Below are 17,057 nucleotides of genomic sequence, written 5' to 3' on the forward strand. Positions count from 1 at the left end.
GCCCCCGGACTCCGCCCCCGCCGCCGGGGACCCGCGCGCAGGCGGCTGCCGTCCGCGGTACGGGCAGGGGGAACAGGCGGGCGGAACCCTCGCTACCATGGGATATCCGGACCTGACCGGGGCACCGGATCCTCCCCCGGACTCCGTCCTGGGGGACCCCCCAGAGGAGCGCTCTTGCCAGACGAGGTCCAGCCACTCTCCGCCGCGCAGCCCGACCCCCAGGCCGACAAGGCTGCGGCGTCCCCCGCCACGCCCACGCCGGCGCCCCTCGCGAAGCCCGCACCGAGGCCGGCACCGACGAAGTCCGCAGGGTCCTCCAACCGTGTGCGCGCCCGGCTCGCCCGCCTCGGGGTCCAGCGTTCCAACCCGTACAACCCGGTCCTGGAACCCCTGCTGCGCATAGTCCGCAGCAACGACCCGAAGATCGAGACGGCCACCCTCCGCCAGATCGAGCAGGCCTACCAGGTCGCCGAACGCTGGCACCGGGGCCAGAAGCGCAAGAGCGGCGACCCGTACATCACCCACCCGCTCGCGGTGACCACCATCCTCGCCGAACTCGGCATGGACCCGGCCACCCTGATGGCCGGCCTGCTCCACGACACCGTCGAGGACACCGACTACGGGCTGGAGGACCTCCGCCGCGACTTCGGTGACGCCGTCGCCCTCCTCGTCGACGGCGTCACCAAGCTCGACCGGGTCAAGTTCGGCGAGGCCGCCCAGGCCGAGACCGTCCGCAAGATGGTCGTCGCCATGGCCAAGGACCCCCGCGTCCTCGTCATCAAGCTCGCCGACCGCCTGCACAACATGCGCACCATGCGCTACCTCAAGCGGGAGAAGCAGGAGAAGAAGGCCCGCGAGACCCTGGAGATCTACGCCCCGCTGGCCCACCGGCTGGGCATGAACACCATCAAGTGGGAACTCGAGGACCTCTCCTTCGCGATCCTCTACCCCAAGATGTACGACGAGATCGTCCGCCTCGTCGCCGAACGCGCCCCCAAGCGCGACGAGTACCTCGCCATCGTCACCGACGAGGTGCAGACGGACCTCAGAGCCGCCCGCATCAAGGCCACCGTCACCGGCCGGCCCAAGCACTACTACAGCGTCTACCAGAAGATGATCGTGCGCGGGCGCGACTTCGCGGAGATCTACGACCTGGTCGGCATCCGCGTCCTCGTCGACACCGTCCGCGACTGCTACGCGGCACTGGGCACCGTCCACGCCCGCTGGAACCCGGTTCCGGGGCGGTTCAAGGACTACATCGCGATGCCCAAGTTCAACATGTACCAGTCGCTCCACACGACGGTCATCGGGCCCAACGGCAAGCCGGTCGAGCTGCAGATCCGCACCTTCGACATGCACCGCCGCGCCGAGTACGGCATCGCCGCGCACTGGAAGTACAAGCAGCAGACCGTCGCCGGCACCTCCAAGATCCGCACCGATGTCCCGCAGGCCGCCAAGGGCAGTGCCGGCCAGGACACCGTCAACGACATGGCCTGGCTGCGCCAGCTGCTGGACTGGCAGAAGGAGACCGAGGACCCGGGCGAGTTCCTCGACTCGCTGCGCTTCGACCTCTCCCGCAACGAGGTCTTCGTCTTCACCCCGAAGGGCGACGTCATCGCCCTGCCGGCCGGGGCCACCCCGGTGGACTTCGCGTACGCGGTCCACACCGAGGTCGGCCACCGCACCATAGGCGCCCGCGTCAACGGCCGCCTCGTCCCGCTCGAATCCACCCTCGACAACGGCGACCTCGTCGAGGTCTTCACCTCCAAGGCCGAGGGCGCCGGCCCCTCCCGGGACTGGCTCGGCTTCGTCAAGTCCCCGCGGGCCCGCAACAAGATCCGCGCCTGGTTCTCCAAGGAGCGCCGCGACGAGGCCATCGAGCACGGCAAGGACGCCATCGCGCGGGCCATGCGCAAGCAGAACCTGCCGATCCAGCGCATCCTCACCGGCGACTCCCTCGTCACCCTCGCGCACGAGATGCGCTACCCCGACATCTCCTCGCTGTACGCGGCGATCGGCGAGGGGCACGTGGCCGCGCAGGGCGTCGTCCAGAAGCTGGTCCAGGCCCTCGGCGGCGAGGAGGCCGCCAACGAGGACATCGAGGAGAGCGTCCCGCCGTCCCGCGCCCGCACCAAGCGGCGCGGCAGCGCCGACCCGGGTGTCGTCGTCAAGGGTGTCGACGACGTGTGGGTCAAGCTGGCACGCTGCTGCACCCCGGTCCCCGGCGATCCGATCATCGGATTCGTCACCCGCGGCAGTGGCGTATCGGTTCACCGCGCGGACTGCGTCAACGTGGACTCCCTCTCCCAGCAGCCCGAGCGGATCCTGGAGGTCGAGTGGGCGCCCACCCAGTCCTCCGTCTTCCTGGTCGCCATCCAGGTCGAGGCGCTGGACCGCTCCCGCCTCCTCTCGGACGTCACCCGGGTCCTGTCGGACCAGCACGTGAACATCCTCTCGGCCGCGGTCCAGACCTCCCGCGACCGGGTGGCCACCTCCCGGTTCACCTTCGAGATGGGCGACCCGAAGCACCTCGGCCACGTCCTGAAGGCCGTACGGGGCGTCGAGGGCGTCTACGACGTCTACCGCGTCACCTCGGCCCGCAGGCCGTAGCGGTCCCGGTGCTCCGACCGGAACGGCGCACCGCCACACCGCCCGGCACGGCACCTCGCCGCGGCGTCGGACCGCACGAGCAGACCGAGTACGGGCAGCGGCCCTCCGCCGTGCGGTGCACCGCAGCGGACACCGCGAGCCGGCAGACCTTCCGGCCGGAGGCGGCCTCAGCCGCCCGGGCACCGACGCACGAGGGCCCCGGTACGCGATCGCGTACCGGGGCCCCGTCCCGTTCCGGGCCGGCTGCTCAGCCGCCGAACTCCTCCAGGCCCTTCAGCGCCTGGTCCAGCAGGGCCTGGCGGCCCTCCAGCTCACGCGCCAGCTTGTCGGCCTTGGCGTTGTTGCCCGCCGCACGCGCCGCGTCGATCTCCGCACGCAGCTTGTCGACCGCCGCCTGCAGCTGACCCGTCAGACCGGCCGCACGGGCCCGCGCCTCCGGGTTCGTGCGCCGCCACTCGCCCTCCTCGGCCTCCTGGATCGCACGCTCCACCGCGTGCATCCGGCCCTCGACCCGGGCGCGGGCGTCCCGCGGCACGTGGCCGATGGCCTCCCAGCGCTCGTTGACCGAGCGGAACGCGGCACGGGCCGCCTTCAGGTCCGTCACAGGGACGAGCTTCTCGGCCTCCTCGGCCAGCTCCTCCTTCAGCTTCAGGTTCTCCACCTGCTCGGCGTCGCGCTCCGCGAACACCTCGCTGCGCGCCGCGAAGAACACGTCCTGCGCACCGCGGAAACGGTTCCACAGATCGTCCTCGGCCTCGCGCTGCGCCCGGCCCGCCGCCTTCCAGTCCGCCATCAGCTCGCGGTAGCGGGCCGCCGTCGGACCCCAGTCCGTCGACTTCGACAGCGACTCGGCCTCGGCGACCAGCTTCTCCTTGACCTTGCGGGCGTCCTCGCGCTGCGCGTCCAGCGCCGCGAAGTGGGCCTTGCGGCGCTTGGAGAAGGCGGAACGGGCGTGCGAGAAGCGGTGCCACAGCTCGTCGTCGGACTTGCGGTCCAGCCGCGGCAGCCCCTTCCAGGTGTCCACCAGCGCCCGCAGCCGCTCGCCGGCGGTCCGCCACTGGTCGCTCTGCGCCAGCTCCTCGGCCTCGACCACCAGGGTCTCCTTGGCCGTCCGGGCCTCGTCCGCCTGCTTGGCCTTCTGCGCCTTGCGCTCCTCGCGGCGCGCCTCCACGTCCGCGACCAGCTTGTCCAGCCGCACGCGCAGCGCGTCGAGGTCACCCACCGCGTGGTGCTCCTCCACCTGCGTGCGCAGGTGGTCGATCGCGATCTGGGCGTCCTTGGCGGACAGATCGGTGGTCCGCACCCGCCGCTCGAGGAGGCCGATCTCGACCACCAGGCCCTCGTACTTGCGCTCGAAGTAGGCCAGGGCCTCCTCGGGGGTGCCCGCCTGCCACGAGCCGACGACCTTCTCCCCCTCGGCAGTACGCACGTACACGGTGCCCGTCTCGTCGACGCGGCCCCACGGGTCGCTGCTCACAGCGCCTCCTCCACCTGATGCCTGCGAGGGGGTCCACCCCCGGGCATCGTCCACAGTTTCCTGGGGCGGGCAGCGCCCGCCCTGCACAACGCCAACATAGGCGACCGCCGGGCCGGCTGTCCGCATCCCGCACGACGGAATATCGCCGCGGGGGGCGCGGGGCCGGCCCGGCGCGCCGCCGGGTCCTTCAGTTCTGGGTGACGGTGCCCTTCTGGATGGCCACCGGGGTCTTCGGGGCGCCGTCCTGGCCGCCCTCGGCCGTACCGGCCTTGGCGACCTCCTCCAGCGCCTTCAGGCCCGCCGCGTCGATCTTTCCGAACGGCGTGTAGGACGGCGCCAGCGGGCTGTCCTTGTAGACCAGGAAGAACTGGCTGCCGCCGGTGTGCGGGCGGCCGGTGTTGGCCATCGCCACCGTGCCCGCCGGGTAGGTCACCTGACCCTGCTCGTTCGGCTTGCCCAGGGCGTCGAGGTTCTCGTCCGCGATCGTGTAGCCGGGGCCGCCCATGCCGGTGCCCTCCGGGTCGCCGCACTGCAGCACGTAGATCCCGGAGGTGGTGAGGCGGTGGCACTTGGTGTTGTCGAAGAAGCCCTTGTCCGCCAGGGCCTTGAACGAATTGACCGTCTCAGGGGTCTTGGCCGCATCCATGTCGATCTTGATGTCGCCGGCGCTCGTCTTCAGCGCGAAGGTGTACTTCGCCTTCTGGTCGATGGCCATCGCCGGAGCCGGGGACTGCTTCGGCGTCGGCTCGGCCGACGGGCTCGCCGCCGGGTCCGCCGCCTCGTCCTTCTTGCCCGAGTCGAAGACGCCGCCGACGATCAGGCCGACCAGCGCGGCGATCACCACGGCCACCGCCGCGCCGATCACCATCGCCCGCTGCCGCCCCTTGCGCCGGGCCTCGGCCCGACGCTGCTGCTGACGCTCGAACTTCTCCCTGGCGAGCTGTCGCCGCCGCTGATCGCTCGTGACCACCGGGTCGTCTCCTTGTACGTGTCTGGTACCGCTGTCCGGGCTCGGTTATGCCGTACCGTATATGGGTTCGCTGTGGAACGAGCCGCGCCGGTAGGCTCTGAGCAGCAGCATTGGCGATCGACGGCCCGCTGCCGACCCTCCCGCCGGACACGAATGAGGACGAACGTGCTGATTGCCGGGTTCCCCGCAGGGGCCTGGGGGACCAACTGCTACGTGGTCGCCCCCGCCGCTGGCGAGGAGTGCGTGATCATCGACCCGGGCCACCAGGCCGCCCAGGGAGTCGAGGAGACGCTGAAGAAGCATCGGCTCAAGCCCGTCGCGGTCGTCCTCACCCACGGCCACATCGACCATGTGGCCTCGGTGGTCCCGGTGTGCGGAGCGCACGACGTTCCCGCCTGGATCCACCCCGAGGACCGCTACATGATGAGCGACCCGGAGAAGGCCCTCGGCCGCTCCATCGGCATGCCGCTCATGGGCGAGCTCACCATCGGCGAGCCGGACGACGTCCGCGAGCTCTCCGACGGCGCCGGGCTGAAGCTGGCGGGCCTCGACTTCACGGTGGCGCACGCGCCCGGCCATACCAAGGGGTCGGTGACCTTCCGGATGCCCGAGCAGGCCGACATCCCGTCGGTGTTCTTCTCGGGCGACCTGCTCTTCGCCGGCTCCATCGGACGCACCGACCTGCCCGGCGGCTCCCACGCCGAGATGCTCGAGTCGCTGGCCCGCGTGTGCCTGCCGCTCGACGACTCGACCGTGGTGCTGTCCGGCCACGGTCCCCAGACCACCATCGGCCGCGAGCGCGTGACCAACCCGTACCTCCGGGAAGTCGCCGCCGGCCTCGGAGCGGACACGACCGCCGCTCCACGACGAGGAATGTGACGAGACTTCGTGAGCACCTTCAAGGCCCCCAAGGGCACGTACGACCTGATCCCGCCGTTCTCGGCGAAGTACCTGGCCGTCCGCGAGGCCATCTCCGCGCCGCTGCGCAAGGCGGGCTACGGGTACGTCGAGACGCCGGGCTTCGAGGATGTCGAGCTTTTCGCGCGGGGTGTCGGCGAATCGACCGACATCGTGACGAAGGAAATGTTTACGCTGACCACGAAGGGCGGTGCCAATCTGGCGCTGCGCCCCGAGGGCACGGCATCCGTCCTGCGCGCGGCACTGGAGGCCAACCTCCACAAGGCCGGCGGCCTGCCGGTCAAGCTCTGGTACTCCGGCTCGTACTACCGCTACGAGCGCCCGCAGAAGGGGCGTTACCGCCACTTCTCGCAGGTCGGCGCCGAGGCGATCGGTACCGAGGACCCGGCCCTGGACGCCGAGCTGATCATCCTGGCCGACCAGGCGTACCGCTCGCTGGGCCTGCGCAACTTCCGCATCCTGCTGAACTCGCTCGGCGACCAGGAGTGCCGTCCGGTCTACCGCGAGGCGCTCCAGGCCTTCCTGCGCGGGCTCGACCTGGACGAGGAGACCCTGCGCCGCGCCGAGATCAACCCGCTGCGAGTGCTCGACGACAAGCGGGCCGACGTCCAGAAGCAGTTGGCCGACGCGCCGCTGCTGCGCGACTACCTCTGCGACGGCTGCAAGGCGTACCACGAGGAGGTGCGCACGCTGATCACCGCGGCGGGCGTGGCCTTCGAGGACGACCCGAAGCTGGTCCGCGGCCTGGACTACTACACCCGCACCACCTTCGAGTTCGTCCACGACGGCCTGGGCTCCCAGTCCGCGGTCGGCGGCGGCGGCCGCTACGACGGCCTGTCCGAGATGATCGGCGGCCCCGCGCTGCCCTCGGTGGGCTGGGCGCTCGGCGTGGACCGCACGGTCCTGGCGCTGGAGGTCGAGGGCGTCGAGCTGGACATCCCGCCGGCTACGGAGGTCTTCGCAGTGCCGCTGGGTGAGGAGGCGAAGCGCCTGCTGTTCGGCGTGATCACGCAGCTGCGCGCGGTCGGCATCGCCGCCGACCTCTCGTACGGCGGAAAGGGCCTGAAGGCAGCGATGAAGGGCGCGAACCGTTCGGGCGCGCGCCTGGCGATCATCGCCGGCGAGCGGGACCTGGTCGAGGGGGTCGTCCAGCTCAAGGACATGGAGTCCGGCGAGCAGACGGCCGTGGCGCTGGACGCGCTGGTCGAGAGCGTGCGCGCGAAGCTCGCGTGACGAAAAGGGGCCGGACAGCATGTGCTGCCCGGCCCCACCCCCGCGATGGCGGGGAGCAGGTTGAGACGCCCGGATTCGAAGACGTGAACCTGGGATCATCCCCGCGCGCGGGGAACACTCAACCGCACAACGACCGGTGGCCGTGCGTGGTTACTCCCCGTCCGGGCCACAGGTCCGTGCGGCAGAATGCACCGCATGACGACTACAGGCGACAAGACCGTGCGCACCGTCGGCGCGAGCCGGGCGCTGGCCTGGCTGCTGGTGATCACCGGCGCGGCCGGGCTGCTCGCGGCCTGGGTGATCACGATCGACAAGTTCAAGCTGCTCGAAGACCCGAACTTCACGCCGGGCTGCAGCCTCAACCCCGTCGTCTCCTGCGGCAACATCATGAAGAGCGAGCAGGCGTCGGTGTTCGGCTTCCCGAACCCGATGCTCGGCCTCGTCGCCTACGGCATCGTGATCTGCGTCGGGATGAGCGTGCTGGCCGGGGCCCGGTTCCGCCCCTGGTACTGGCTGACCTTCAACGCGGGCTGCCTCTTCGGCGTCGTCTTCTGCGCGTGGCTGACGTACCAGTCGCTGTACACCATCGGCGCCCTGTGCCTGTGGTGCAGCCTGGCCTGGGTCGCCACGATCTTCATGTTCTGGTACGTCACCGCGCACAACGTCCGCGAGGGCATGCTGCCCGCGCCGGGCTGGCTGCGCAGCTTCCTCGACGAGTTCACCTGGGTCCTGCCGGTCCTGCACACCGGGATCATCGGCATGCTGATCCTGACCCGCTGGTGGGACTTCTGGACCTCCTGAGCCCGCCGCGGGCTGTCGGCGCGAGCGCTTAGGCTTCCCGTGTGGAACCAGACCTGTTCACCGCCGCAGCCGAAGAGCGCCAGGAGAAGGACCCGGCGAGCTCCCCGCTCGCCGTCCGGATGCGCCCGCGCAACCTGGACGAGGTCGTCGGCCAGCAGCACCTGCTGAAGCCCGGATCGCCGCTGCGCCGGCTGGTCGGGGAGGGCGCGGGCGGTCCGGCCGGGTCGTCGTCGGTGATCCTGTGGGGCCCGCCCGGCATCGGCAAGACCACCCTCGCGTACGTGGTGAGCCAGGCGACGCAGAAGCGCTTCGTGGAGCTGTCCGCCATCACCGCGGGTGTGAAGGAGGTACGGGCGGTCATCGAGGGCGCGCGGCGCGCGGCCGGCGGATACGGCAAGGAGACCGTCCTCTTCCTCGACGAGATCCACCGCTTCAGCAAGGCCCAGCAGGACTCGCTGCTCCCGGCCGTCGAGAACCGCTGGGTGACGCTGATCGCCGCGACGACCGAGAACCCGTACTTCTCGGTCATCTCCCCCCTGCTGTCGCGTTCGCTGCTGCTGACGCTGGAGCCGCTGACCGACGAGGACCTGAGCGCGCTGATGCGCCGGGCCCTGACCGAGGACCGGGGGCTGGGCGGGGCCGTGTCCCTGCCGGCGGATGCCGAGGCGCACCTGCTGCGGGTCGCGGGCGGGGACGCCCGGCGGGCGCTGACGGCGCTCGAGGCCGCCGCCGGCGCGGCGATGGCCAAGGGCGAGGAAGAGATCAGCCTGAGGACCGTGGAGGAGACGGTCGACCGGGCGGCCGTGTCCTACGACCGGGACGGCGACCAGCACTACGACGTGGCGAGCGCACTGATCAAGTCGATCCGCGGCTCGGACGTGGACGCGGCGCTGCACTACCTGGCCCGGATGATCGAGGCGGGGGAGGACCCCCGGTTCATCGCCCGGCGGCTGATGATCTCGGCGAGCGAGGACATCGGCCTGGCGGACCCGACGGCCCTGCCGCTCGCGGTGGCCGCGGCGCAGGCGGTGGCGATGATCGGCTTCCCGGAGGCTGCGCTGACCCTGTCGCACGCGACGATCGCCCTGGCGCTGGCCCCGAAGTCGAACACGGCGACGACCGCGATCGGAGCGGCGCTCGCGGACGTCCGGGCGGGCCTGGCGGGGGCCGTTCCGGCGCACCTGCGGGACGGGCACTACAAGGGCGCGGCGAAGCTCGGGCATGCGGTGGGCTACGTGTACCCGCACGACGTGCCGGGTGCGATCGCGGCGCAGCAGTACGCCCCGGACGCGGTGCACGGCAAGCGGTACTACGAGCCGACGCGCTACGGCGCGGAGGCGCGGTACGCGGACGTGGTGGAGAAGGTCCGCGAGCGCCTGCGCGGCTCGGAGCGCTAGCGGCCGGCCGCGGCGAAGAGGTTCTGCAGGGCGCGGCGCAGCCCGGGGGCGTCGGCGACGGGGGTGGGGAAGTCGAAGCGTACGTCGAAGGAGGAGGCCGACTCCGGGCAGGTGAAGCGGACGCGCAGGCCGAGCCGGTCGAGGGCGAGGGGGACGGCGGCCAGGCCCGCGCTCCTCCGCGGTCCCAGCAGGGAGCCCAGGTCGCGGATCCGGTCGCGGTGGGCGGCGGCGAGGTGCTGGAGGAGCTCGGTCTCGTGGGCGGCCACAGGGTCGGGCTCGGCCGCGGCGAGGTCGTCTGGGTCGACTCGCTCGGCGCCCCACAGGTCGTCGACGGAGATGTCGCCGACCTCCAGCCGCAGCAGCACCCACTGCGGGTGGCCGTGGAGTCGCAGCAGCTCGCCCACCGGGTGGCGCTCGGCGAGCAGCGCGGCGCAGGCGGGCCGGTCCTCCCCGTCGACCCGGGTCAGCCACCCGGCGAGCCACGCGCGGCCTCGGATACGATGGGGCACGGACACCGGCGCCACATCCGTGATCTCGATCACGGCGGTGAGGTCGTCGTCCTGGGCGTGAGCGGCCGCCCTGGCAGCCGTGGAATCCCCTGACACCAGGAGAATCACGTCCCCGTCCGGGGTGACGGTCGCAGCGGCCGGCATTCCTGTCCACCACTCTCCCTGGTCACGAGCACCGGGCAGCGTGAGGGATACTGAGGCGTTGGACTCTACGAGGGTTCGTACGCGTTCGGCTCCGGTGAGCTGCCGAACGCCTTCCCTGGGACGCGGCTGACCTTGCTTATCGTCGTCGAAAGCGGATTCCGTTTCGTTGGAATCCGAACTCCGATGCGCACTGGGCAGGGGGATCCCATGCGGTCGAGACATTACGTCCTCCTCGATAAGGTAAGCCTCACCTAACTTACATGGAGGTAGGTTCCCCGTGAACCAGAAGCGACCCAAGGTCAAGAAGTCGCGCGCTCTCGGCATCGCCCTGACGCCGAAGGCCGTCAAGTACTTCGAGGCCCGCCCCTACCCGCCGGGCGAGCACGGCCGTGGCCGCAAGCAGAACTCGGACTACAAGGTCCGTCTGCTGGAGAAGCAGCGTCTGCGCGCTCAGTACGACATCTCCGAGCGCCAGATGGCCCGCGCGTACGACCGCGCCAAGAAGGCCGAGGGCAAGACGGGCGAGGCGCTGGTCGTCGAGCTCGAGCGTCGTCTCGACGCCCTGGTCCTGCGTTCGGGCATCGCCCGCACCATCTACCAGGCCCGCCAGATGGTCGTCCACGGCCACATCGAGGTCAACGGCGCCAAGGTCGACAAGCCGTCGTTCCGTGTCCGCCCGGACGACGTCATCACCGTGCGCGAGCGCAGCCGCGAGAAGGTTCCGTTCCAGATCGCCCGTGAGGGTGGCTACGCAGGCGAGGGCGAGACCCCGCGCTACCTGCAGGTCAACCTGAAGGCCCTGGCCTTCCGCCTGGACCGCGACCCGAACCGCAAGGAAATCCCGGTCATCTGCGACGAGCAGCTCGTCGTCGAGTACTACGCCCGCTGATCTGATCCGCCAGGCGTAGCCTCACAGGCTGGTCAGCCCGCCGGCTCCCCCTCGGGGGAGCCGGCGGGCTTCCTGTTTTCCGGGCCCGGCGCAGGAGCCGCAGGACGCACCCCGCCCGACGGGGCCGGCCGGGCCCGGGGCAAGATTGTTTCCGGGGTCCCGGGGCCCCGCGGGCGCGGATTTCCGGTACGGCTGCGTATCTCCGGCGCGATAGGGTCGGAGAACGACTTTTCTACGTAGCGATCAACATGCAGAGAGCGGTGCAACGTGTCCGGTGGAGAGGTGGCCGGGATCCTCGTGGCCGTCTTCTGGGCAATTCTGGTCTCCTTCCTCGCCGTGGCGCTGGCAAGGCTGGCCCAGGTGCTCAAGGCGACCACCAAGCTGGTGGCCGAGGTGACCGAGCAGGCCGTCCCGCTGCTGGCGGACGCGTCTACCACCGTCCGCTCCGCGCGCACGCAGCTCGACCGGGTCGACGCCATCGCCAGCGACGTCCAGGAGGTCACCTCCAACGCGTCCGCGCTGTCGTCCACCGTGGCCTCCACCTTCGGCGGCCCGCTGGTCAAGGTCGCGGCCTTCGGCTACGGGGTCCGCAAGGCCCTGGGCCGGACCCAGGAGGGTGCCCCGCTCGCCGCGGAGCGCCGTACCGTGATCGTTGGGCGTACGGTGCCGGCGGCCCGGCGCCGGAAGCAGAAGGGCTGACCCACGCCGATGTTCCGCCGAGCCTTCTGGTTCACCGCCGGCGCAGCCGCCGGCGTGTGGGCCACCAACAAGGTCCACCGCCAGCTGAAGAAGCTGACACCGGAGAGCCTCGCCGCCCAGGCCGCAGACAAGGCCGTGGAGGCGGGCCACCGCCTCAAGGAGTTCGCCCTCGACGTCAAGGCGGGAATGTCCCAGCGCGAGGACGAGCTGAATGACGCACTGGGGTTGCATCAGGACCCCGACCGGCCCGACAACGTCACCGCCCTCCCCGGGCCGCGGCGGGTGCGGGCCATCCAGAACGACACGCACCGCAAGACCACCCACCGACCGAACTTCTCCCACATCAACCGGAATGAGGACCACTGATGGAGTCGGCTGAGATTCGCCGCCGCTGGCTGAGCTTCTTCGAGGAGCGCGGTCACACCGTCGTCCCTTCGGCGTCGCTCATCGCGGACGACCCGACTCTGCTCCTGGTCAACGCGGGCATGGTCCCGTTCAAGCCGTACTTCCTCGGTGAGACCAAGCCGCCCGCCCCGCGGGCCACCAGCGTGCAGAAGTGCGTCCGTACCCCGGACATCGAAGAGGTCGGCAAGACCACCCGCCACGGCACCTTCTTCCAGATGTGCGGCAACTTCTCCTTCGGCGACTACTTCAAGGAAGGCGCCATCAAGCTGGCCTGGGAGCTGCTCACCACGCCCCAGGACAAGGGCGGCTACGGCCTGGAGCCGGAGAAGCTCTGGATCACCGTCTACCTCGACGACGACGAGGCCGAGACGATCTGGCGCGACGTGATCGGCGTCCCCGCCGAGCGCATCCAGCGCCTGGGCAAGAAGGACAACTTCTGGTCCATGGGCGTCCCCGGGCCCTGCGGCCCCTGCTCCGAGATCAACTACGACCGCGGCCCCGAGTTCGGCGTCGAGGGCGGCCCCGCCGTCAACGACGAGCGGTACGTCGAGATCTGGAACCTCGTCTTCATGCAGTACGAGCGGGGCGCGGGCGACGGCAAGGAGGACTTCCCGATCCTCGGCGACCTGCCGTCCAAGAACATCGACACCGGTCTCGGCCTCGAGCGCCTGGCGATGATCCTGCAGGGCGTGCAGAACATGTACGAGACCGACACCCTGCGCGTCGTCATGGACAAGGCCACCGAGCTGACCGGCGTCCGCTACGGCCAGGCCAAGGACACCGACGTCTCGATGCGCGTGGTCGCCGACCACATGCGCACCTCCGCCATGCTCATCGGCGACGGCGTCACCCCCGGCAACGAGGGCCGCGGCTACGTGCTGCGCCGCATCATGCGCCGCGCCATCCGCAACATGCGCCTCATGGGCGCCACCGGCCCCGTGGTCAAGGACCTCATCGACGTCGTGATCGACACGATGGGCCAGCAGTACCCGGAGCTCATCACCGAGCGGAGGCGCATCGAGACCGTGGCCCTCGCCGAGGAGGCCGCGTTCCTGAAGGCCGTCAAGGGCGGCACCAACATCCTCGACACCGCCGTGACCGAGACCAAGGCCGCCGGCGGCACGGTCCTCTCCGGCGACAAGGCGTTCCTGCTCCACGACACCTGGGGCTTCCCGATCGACCTCACCCTGGAGATGGCCGCCGAGCAGGGCCTCACGGTGGACGAGGCCGGCTTCCGCCGCCTGATGCAGGAGCAGCGCGACCGCGCCAAGGCCGACGCCAAGGCCAAGAAGACCGGCCACGCCGACGTCTCCGCCTACCGCGAGATCGCCGACACCGCCGGCGGCACCGAGTTCACCGGCTACGCCACCAACCAGGGCGAGGCCACCGTCGTCGGCCTGCTCGTCAACGGCGTCTCCTCGCCCGCGGCCTCCGAGGGCGACGAGGTCGAGGTCGTCCTCGACCGCACCCCCTTCTACGCCGAGGGCGGCGGCCAGCTCGCCGACCAGGGCCGGATCAAGCTCGACACCGGCGCCGTCATCGAGGTCCGCGACGTGCAGCAGCCGGTCCCCGGCGTCTCCGTCCACAAGGGTTCCGTCCAGGTCGGCGAGGTGACGGTGGGCGCCTCCGCGTACGCCGCCATCGACGTCAAGCGCCGCCGGGCCATCGCCCGCGCCCACTCGGCCACGCACCTGACCCACCAGGCGCTGCGCGACGCCCTCGGCCCGACCGCCGCCCAGGCCGGTTCCGAGAACAGCCCCGGCCGCTTCCGCTTCGACTTCGGCTCGCCGAACGCCGTCCCCGGCACGGTCCTCACCGACGTCGAGCAGAAGATCAACGACGTGCTCTCCCGCGAGCTCGAGGTCACGGCCGAGATCATGAGCATCGACGAGGCGAAGAAGCAGGGCGCCATCGCCGAGTTCGGCGAGAAGTACGGCGAGCAGGTCCGCGTCGTCACCATCGGCGACTTCTCCAAGGAGCTGTGCGGCGGCACGCACGTCGGCAACACCGCCCAGCTGGGCCTGGTGAAGCTGCTCGGCGAGTCCTCCATCGGCTCCGGCGTGCGCCGTGTCGAGGCCCTCGTCGGCGCGGACGCGTACAACTTCCTCGCCAAGGAGCACACGGTCGTCGCCCAGCTCCAGGAGCTGGTCAAGGGCCGTCCCGAGGAGCTGCCGGAGAAGATCGCCTCCATGCTCGGCAAGCTGAAGGACGCCGAGAAGGAGATCGAGAAGTTCCGCGCGGAGAAGGTCCTCCAGGCCGCCGCCGGCCTCGCCGAGAACGCCCAGGACATCCGCGGCGTCGCCCTCGTCGTGGGCCAGGTGCCGGACGGCACCGGCGCCGACGACCTGCGCAAGCTGGTCCTCGACGTCCGCGGCCGCATCCAGGGCGACCGCCCGGCCGTCGTGGCCCTGTTCGCCACGGCGGGCGGCCGTCCGCTGACCGTGATCGCCACCAACGAGGCCGCCCGCGAGCGCGGTCTCAAGGCCGGCGACCTGGTCCGCACCGCCGCCAAGACCCTCGGCGGCGGCGGTGGCGGCAAGCCGGACGTGGCCCAGGGCGGCGGCCAGAACCCGGACGCCGTCCCGAAGGCCATCGCCGCGGTCGAGCGCCTGGTCGTGGAGACGGTCTGACCATGACACTGCGCCGCGGCCGCCGTCTCGCCATCGACGTCGGGGACGCCCGTATCGGGGTCGCCACCTGCGACCCCGACGGGGTGCTCGCCACGCCGGTGGAAACCGTTCCGGGCCGGGACATCCCCTTCGCCCACCGGCGGCTCCGGCAGCTCGTCGAGGAGTACGAACCCCTGGAGGTCGTGGTCGGCCTGCCCCGCTCGCTCAGCGGGCGGGAGGGGCCGGCCGCGGCCAAGGTGCGCGCCTTCGCCGCCGAACTCGCCAAGGGCATCAAGCCGGTGGCGGTCCGGCTGGTGGACGAGCGGATGACCACGGTCACCGCCGCCCAGGGCCTGCGGGCCTCCGGCCGCAACGCCAAGAAGGGCCGGTCGGTCATCGACCAGGCCGCCGCTGTGGTGATCCTCCAGAATGCTCTTGAGACCGAACGGGTATCGGGTAATCCGCCCGGCGAGTGCGTCGAAGTGGTTGTCTGATCGCGGTACGGTAACGTTCCGCGAGACGCGGCGACATTCGAACAGTCGTCGCCCACCACTTCAGAGGCGGAACCGGGTGCCGTGGCGGCGCGAGCCATGAGCACTCCGTCTCGCGGCTCTAGGGGATCGATGACTGAGTATGGCCGGAGCCCCGGCTCCGAACCGTGGCACCCGGGGGACCCGCTGTACGGCGACCCCGGGTGGAACGGGCACGAGGCCCAGCAGGGCCAGATGCCCTACGGCAGTGGCCCGCAGCAGCAGTATCCGCAGGAGCCGCAGTACCAGCAGCAGTTCGCCCAGCAGGGCCCGTACCCGGACCAGATGCAGGGCTACCCCCCGCAGCAGCAGGCGCACCCGCAGATGCACCCGCACGCCCAGCAGCAGGTCCACCCGCAGCAACAGCAGCAGGCGTACGGCGGCCAGGTCTGGGACACCGGCCAGGGCCAGTACGCCGTCGCCGACCCGCAGGCCCCGGCCCCGCAGGCTCCGCAGGGGTACCCGGACCAGGACCAGAACCTCCAGGCGCCCGACGCGTACGCGGCCGCCGACCCGTACGCGGGCGCGGAGCCGTACGCCCAGCAGCCCGTCGGCGGTTACCCGGGGGAGACCCCCGACCTGTACGGCACCGAGGAGTCCTACCCGCCGCCGGAGCCCCCGGGCCGCCGCCGCCCGGCTCCGGACCCGGAAGCGGAACCGGAAGCCGAGGAGGACGAGGAGGACGAGGAGACCGCCTCGACCGCCGGCGGCGGGCGCCGCGGGAGCCGTCCGAAGGGCAAGGGCAAGGGCAAGGGCAAGGGGAAGGACAAGCCGAAGCGGAGCCGTGCGTCCTGCCTGGTCGCCGCCGTCGTGATCGTCGGCGTCCTCGGCGGTGGCGGCTACTACGGCTACGACTACCTCAAGACGCGGTTCGGCCCTGCGGAGGACTACACCGGTGAGGGCACCTCCGAGTCCGTCGAGGTGCAGATCCCCAACGGTGCCGGCCTCTCGCAGATGGGCCTCATCCTGAAGGAGCACGGCGTGGTCGCCAGCGCGGACGCGTTCGTCGCCGCCGCCACGGCGAACAAGAAGGGCAGCTCCATCCAGCCCGGCGTCTACACGCTCAAGAAGAAGATGTCGGCTGCATCCGCGGTCGCGGTGATGATCGACCCCTCGAAGCTCAACGTCCTCGTCCTCCCCGAGGGCAAGCGCGCCGTCGAGGTGTACGAGATGATCGACAAGAAGCTCCAGAAACCCGCGGGCACCACGGCGGAGATCGCCAAGCGCGACCCCAAGGGCCTGGGCCTGCCCGCCTGGGCGGCCGACAACCCGAAGATCAAGGACCCGCTGGAAGGGTTCCTCTTCCCGGCGCGCTACGACGTCACCAAGGAAACGACCCCCGAATCGCTGCTCAAGCAGATGGTCCGGAACGCCAGCGACCAGTACGCGAACCTCGGCTTCGAGGCCAAGGCGAAGTCCCTCGGCCTGGAGACCCCGCTCCAGCTGGTCACGGTCGCGAGCCTGGTCCAGGTCGAGGGCAACAAGCACGACGACTACCGCAAGATGTCCGAGGTCATCTACAACCGCCTGAAGAAGACCAACGACGTCACGAACCAGAAGCTCGAGTTCGACTCGACGATCAACTACCTCAAGGGCACGAGCAACATCAACGTCTCCCGCGAGGAGACCCGCAAGCTCGACAACCCCTACAACACCTACCTCTACAAGGGCCTCACCCCGGGACCGATCAGCAACCCGGGCAGCGAAGCCCTCAACGCCGCACTCGACCCCGACAAGGGCGGCTGGATGTTCTTCGTGTCGGTCGACGGAAACACGACGACCTTCACCAAGACCTTCGCCGAGCACGAGAAACTGGTCGCGGAGTTCAACGCGCGTCAGAAGCAGAAGAACGGCGGGTAGGCAGAG

14 protein-coding genes are annotated in these 17,057 nt (G+C 70.7%); 11 read left to right on the forward strand and 3 right to left on the reverse strand.

From position 1 onward, the window contains the following. The first annotated feature begins 174 nt into the window (after window positions 1–174). Window positions 175–2,610, forward strand: a complete 2,436-nt coding sequence (locus tag HYE82_RS08105; RefSeq protein ID WP_179173268.1) for a bifunctional (p)ppGpp synthetase/guanosine-3',5'-bis(diphosphate) 3'-pyrophosphohydrolase — start codon at window positions 175–177, stop codon at window positions 2,608–2,610. A gap of 247 nt (window positions 2,611–2,857) precedes the next feature. Here the strand turns inward: HYE82_RS08105 and HYE82_RS08110 are convergent, their stop codons facing one another. Both HYE82_RS08110 and HYE82_RS08115 read right to left on the reverse strand, forming a co-directional pair. Then, window positions 2,858–4,087: a DUF349 domain-containing protein gene (locus tag HYE82_RS08110; RefSeq protein ID WP_179173269.1), complete on the reverse strand. Its 1,230-nt coding sequence runs from the start codon at window positions 4,085–4,087 to the stop codon at window positions 2,858–2,860. Window positions 4,088–4,274: 187 nt separating this feature from the next. After that, window positions 4,275–5,057 carry a peptidylprolyl isomerase gene (locus tag HYE82_RS08115; protein WP_179173270.1) on the reverse strand — a complete coding sequence of 261 codons (783 nt, stop codon included), beginning with the start codon at window positions 5,055–5,057 and terminating at the stop codon, window positions 4,275–4,277. A gap of 165 nt (window positions 5,058–5,222) precedes the next feature. On the opposite strand from HYE82_RS08115, the gene HYE82_RS08120 reads away from it, so the two are divergent. From HYE82_RS08120 to HYE82_RS08135, 4 genes are all read left to right on the forward strand, one after another. After that, window positions 5,223–5,936 (forward strand): MBL fold metallo-hydrolase, encoded by a 714-nt coding sequence (locus HYE82_RS08120; RefSeq protein ID WP_179173271.1) that lies wholly within the window; start codon window positions 5,223–5,225, stop codon window positions 5,934–5,936. A gap of 9 nt (window positions 5,937–5,945) precedes the next feature. Further along, a complete protein-coding gene (hisS, locus tag HYE82_RS08125; RefSeq protein ID WP_179173272.1) occupies window positions 5,946–7,208 on the forward strand; it encodes a histidine--tRNA ligase in 1,263 nt (420 codons plus the stop codon). A 195-nt stretch (window positions 7,209–7,403) separates the two neighbouring features. Then, window positions 7,404–8,009 carry a vitamin K epoxide reductase family protein gene (locus HYE82_RS08130; RefSeq protein ID WP_256987009.1) on the forward strand — a complete coding sequence of 202 codons (606 nt, stop codon included), beginning with the start codon at window positions 7,404–7,406 and terminating at the stop codon, window positions 8,007–8,009. A gap of 41 nt (window positions 8,010–8,050) precedes the next feature. After that, window positions 8,051–9,406, forward strand: coding sequence for a replication-associated recombination protein A (locus HYE82_RS08135; RefSeq protein ID WP_179173274.1), 1,356 nt, complete (start codon window positions 8,051–8,053; stop codon window positions 9,404–9,406). On the opposite strand, the gene HYE82_RS08140 is transcribed toward HYE82_RS08135, so the two are convergent. Further along, window positions 9,403–10,281, reverse strand: coding sequence for a DUF2470 domain-containing protein (locus HYE82_RS08140; RefSeq protein ID WP_256987010.1), 879 nt, complete (start codon window positions 10,279–10,281; stop codon window positions 9,403–9,405). The two genes, HYE82_RS08135 and HYE82_RS08140, sit on opposite strands and share 4 nt — an antisense overlap. 55 nt (window positions 10,282–10,336) lie before the next feature. On the opposite strand from HYE82_RS08140, the gene rpsD reads away from it, so the two are divergent. The 6 genes from rpsD (at window position 10,337) to mltG (ending at window position 17,051) form a co-directional block, all read left to right on the forward strand. Then, window positions 10,337–10,948: a 30S ribosomal protein S4 gene (gene rpsD / locus HYE82_RS08145; protein ID WP_114056761.1), complete on the forward strand. Its 612-nt coding sequence runs from the start codon at window positions 10,337–10,339 to the stop codon at window positions 10,946–10,948. 267 nt (window positions 10,949–11,215) lie between these two features. After that, window positions 11,216–11,647, forward strand: coding sequence for a DUF948 domain-containing protein (locus HYE82_RS08150; RefSeq protein WP_179173276.1), 432 nt, complete (start codon window positions 11,216–11,218; stop codon window positions 11,645–11,647). A gap of 9 nt (window positions 11,648–11,656) precedes the next feature. Then, window positions 11,657–12,013: a DUF6167 family protein gene (locus HYE82_RS08155; protein ID WP_179173277.1), complete on the forward strand. Its 357-nt coding sequence runs from the start codon at window positions 11,657–11,659 to the stop codon at window positions 12,011–12,013. Next, entirely contained in the window at window positions 12,013–14,682 is a 2,670-nt protein-coding gene (alaS, locus tag HYE82_RS08160) for an alanine--tRNA ligase (protein ID WP_179173278.1), read from the forward strand. The genes HYE82_RS08155 and alaS overlap by 1 nt, the downstream gene beginning before the upstream one ends. 2 nt (window positions 14,683–14,684) lie before the next feature. Beyond that, window positions 14,685–15,155, forward strand: coding sequence for a Holliday junction resolvase RuvX (ruvX, locus tag HYE82_RS08165; RefSeq protein ID WP_179173279.1), 471 nt, complete (start codon window positions 14,685–14,687; stop codon window positions 15,153–15,155). A 129-nt stretch (window positions 15,156–15,284) separates the two neighbouring features. Beyond that, complete coding sequence (mltG, locus tag HYE82_RS08170; protein ID WP_179173280.1) at window positions 15,285–17,051, forward strand: endolytic transglycosylase MltG; 1,767 nt, start codon at window positions 15,285–15,287, stop codon at window positions 17,049–17,051. The last annotated feature ends 6 nt before the right edge of the window (window positions 17,052–17,057 follow it).

Origin of the sequence: Streptomyces sp. BR123, assembly GCF_013401435.1 — a bacterium.
Classification (GTDB): Bacteria; Actinomycetota; Actinomycetes; order Streptomycetales; family Streptomycetaceae; genus Streptomyces.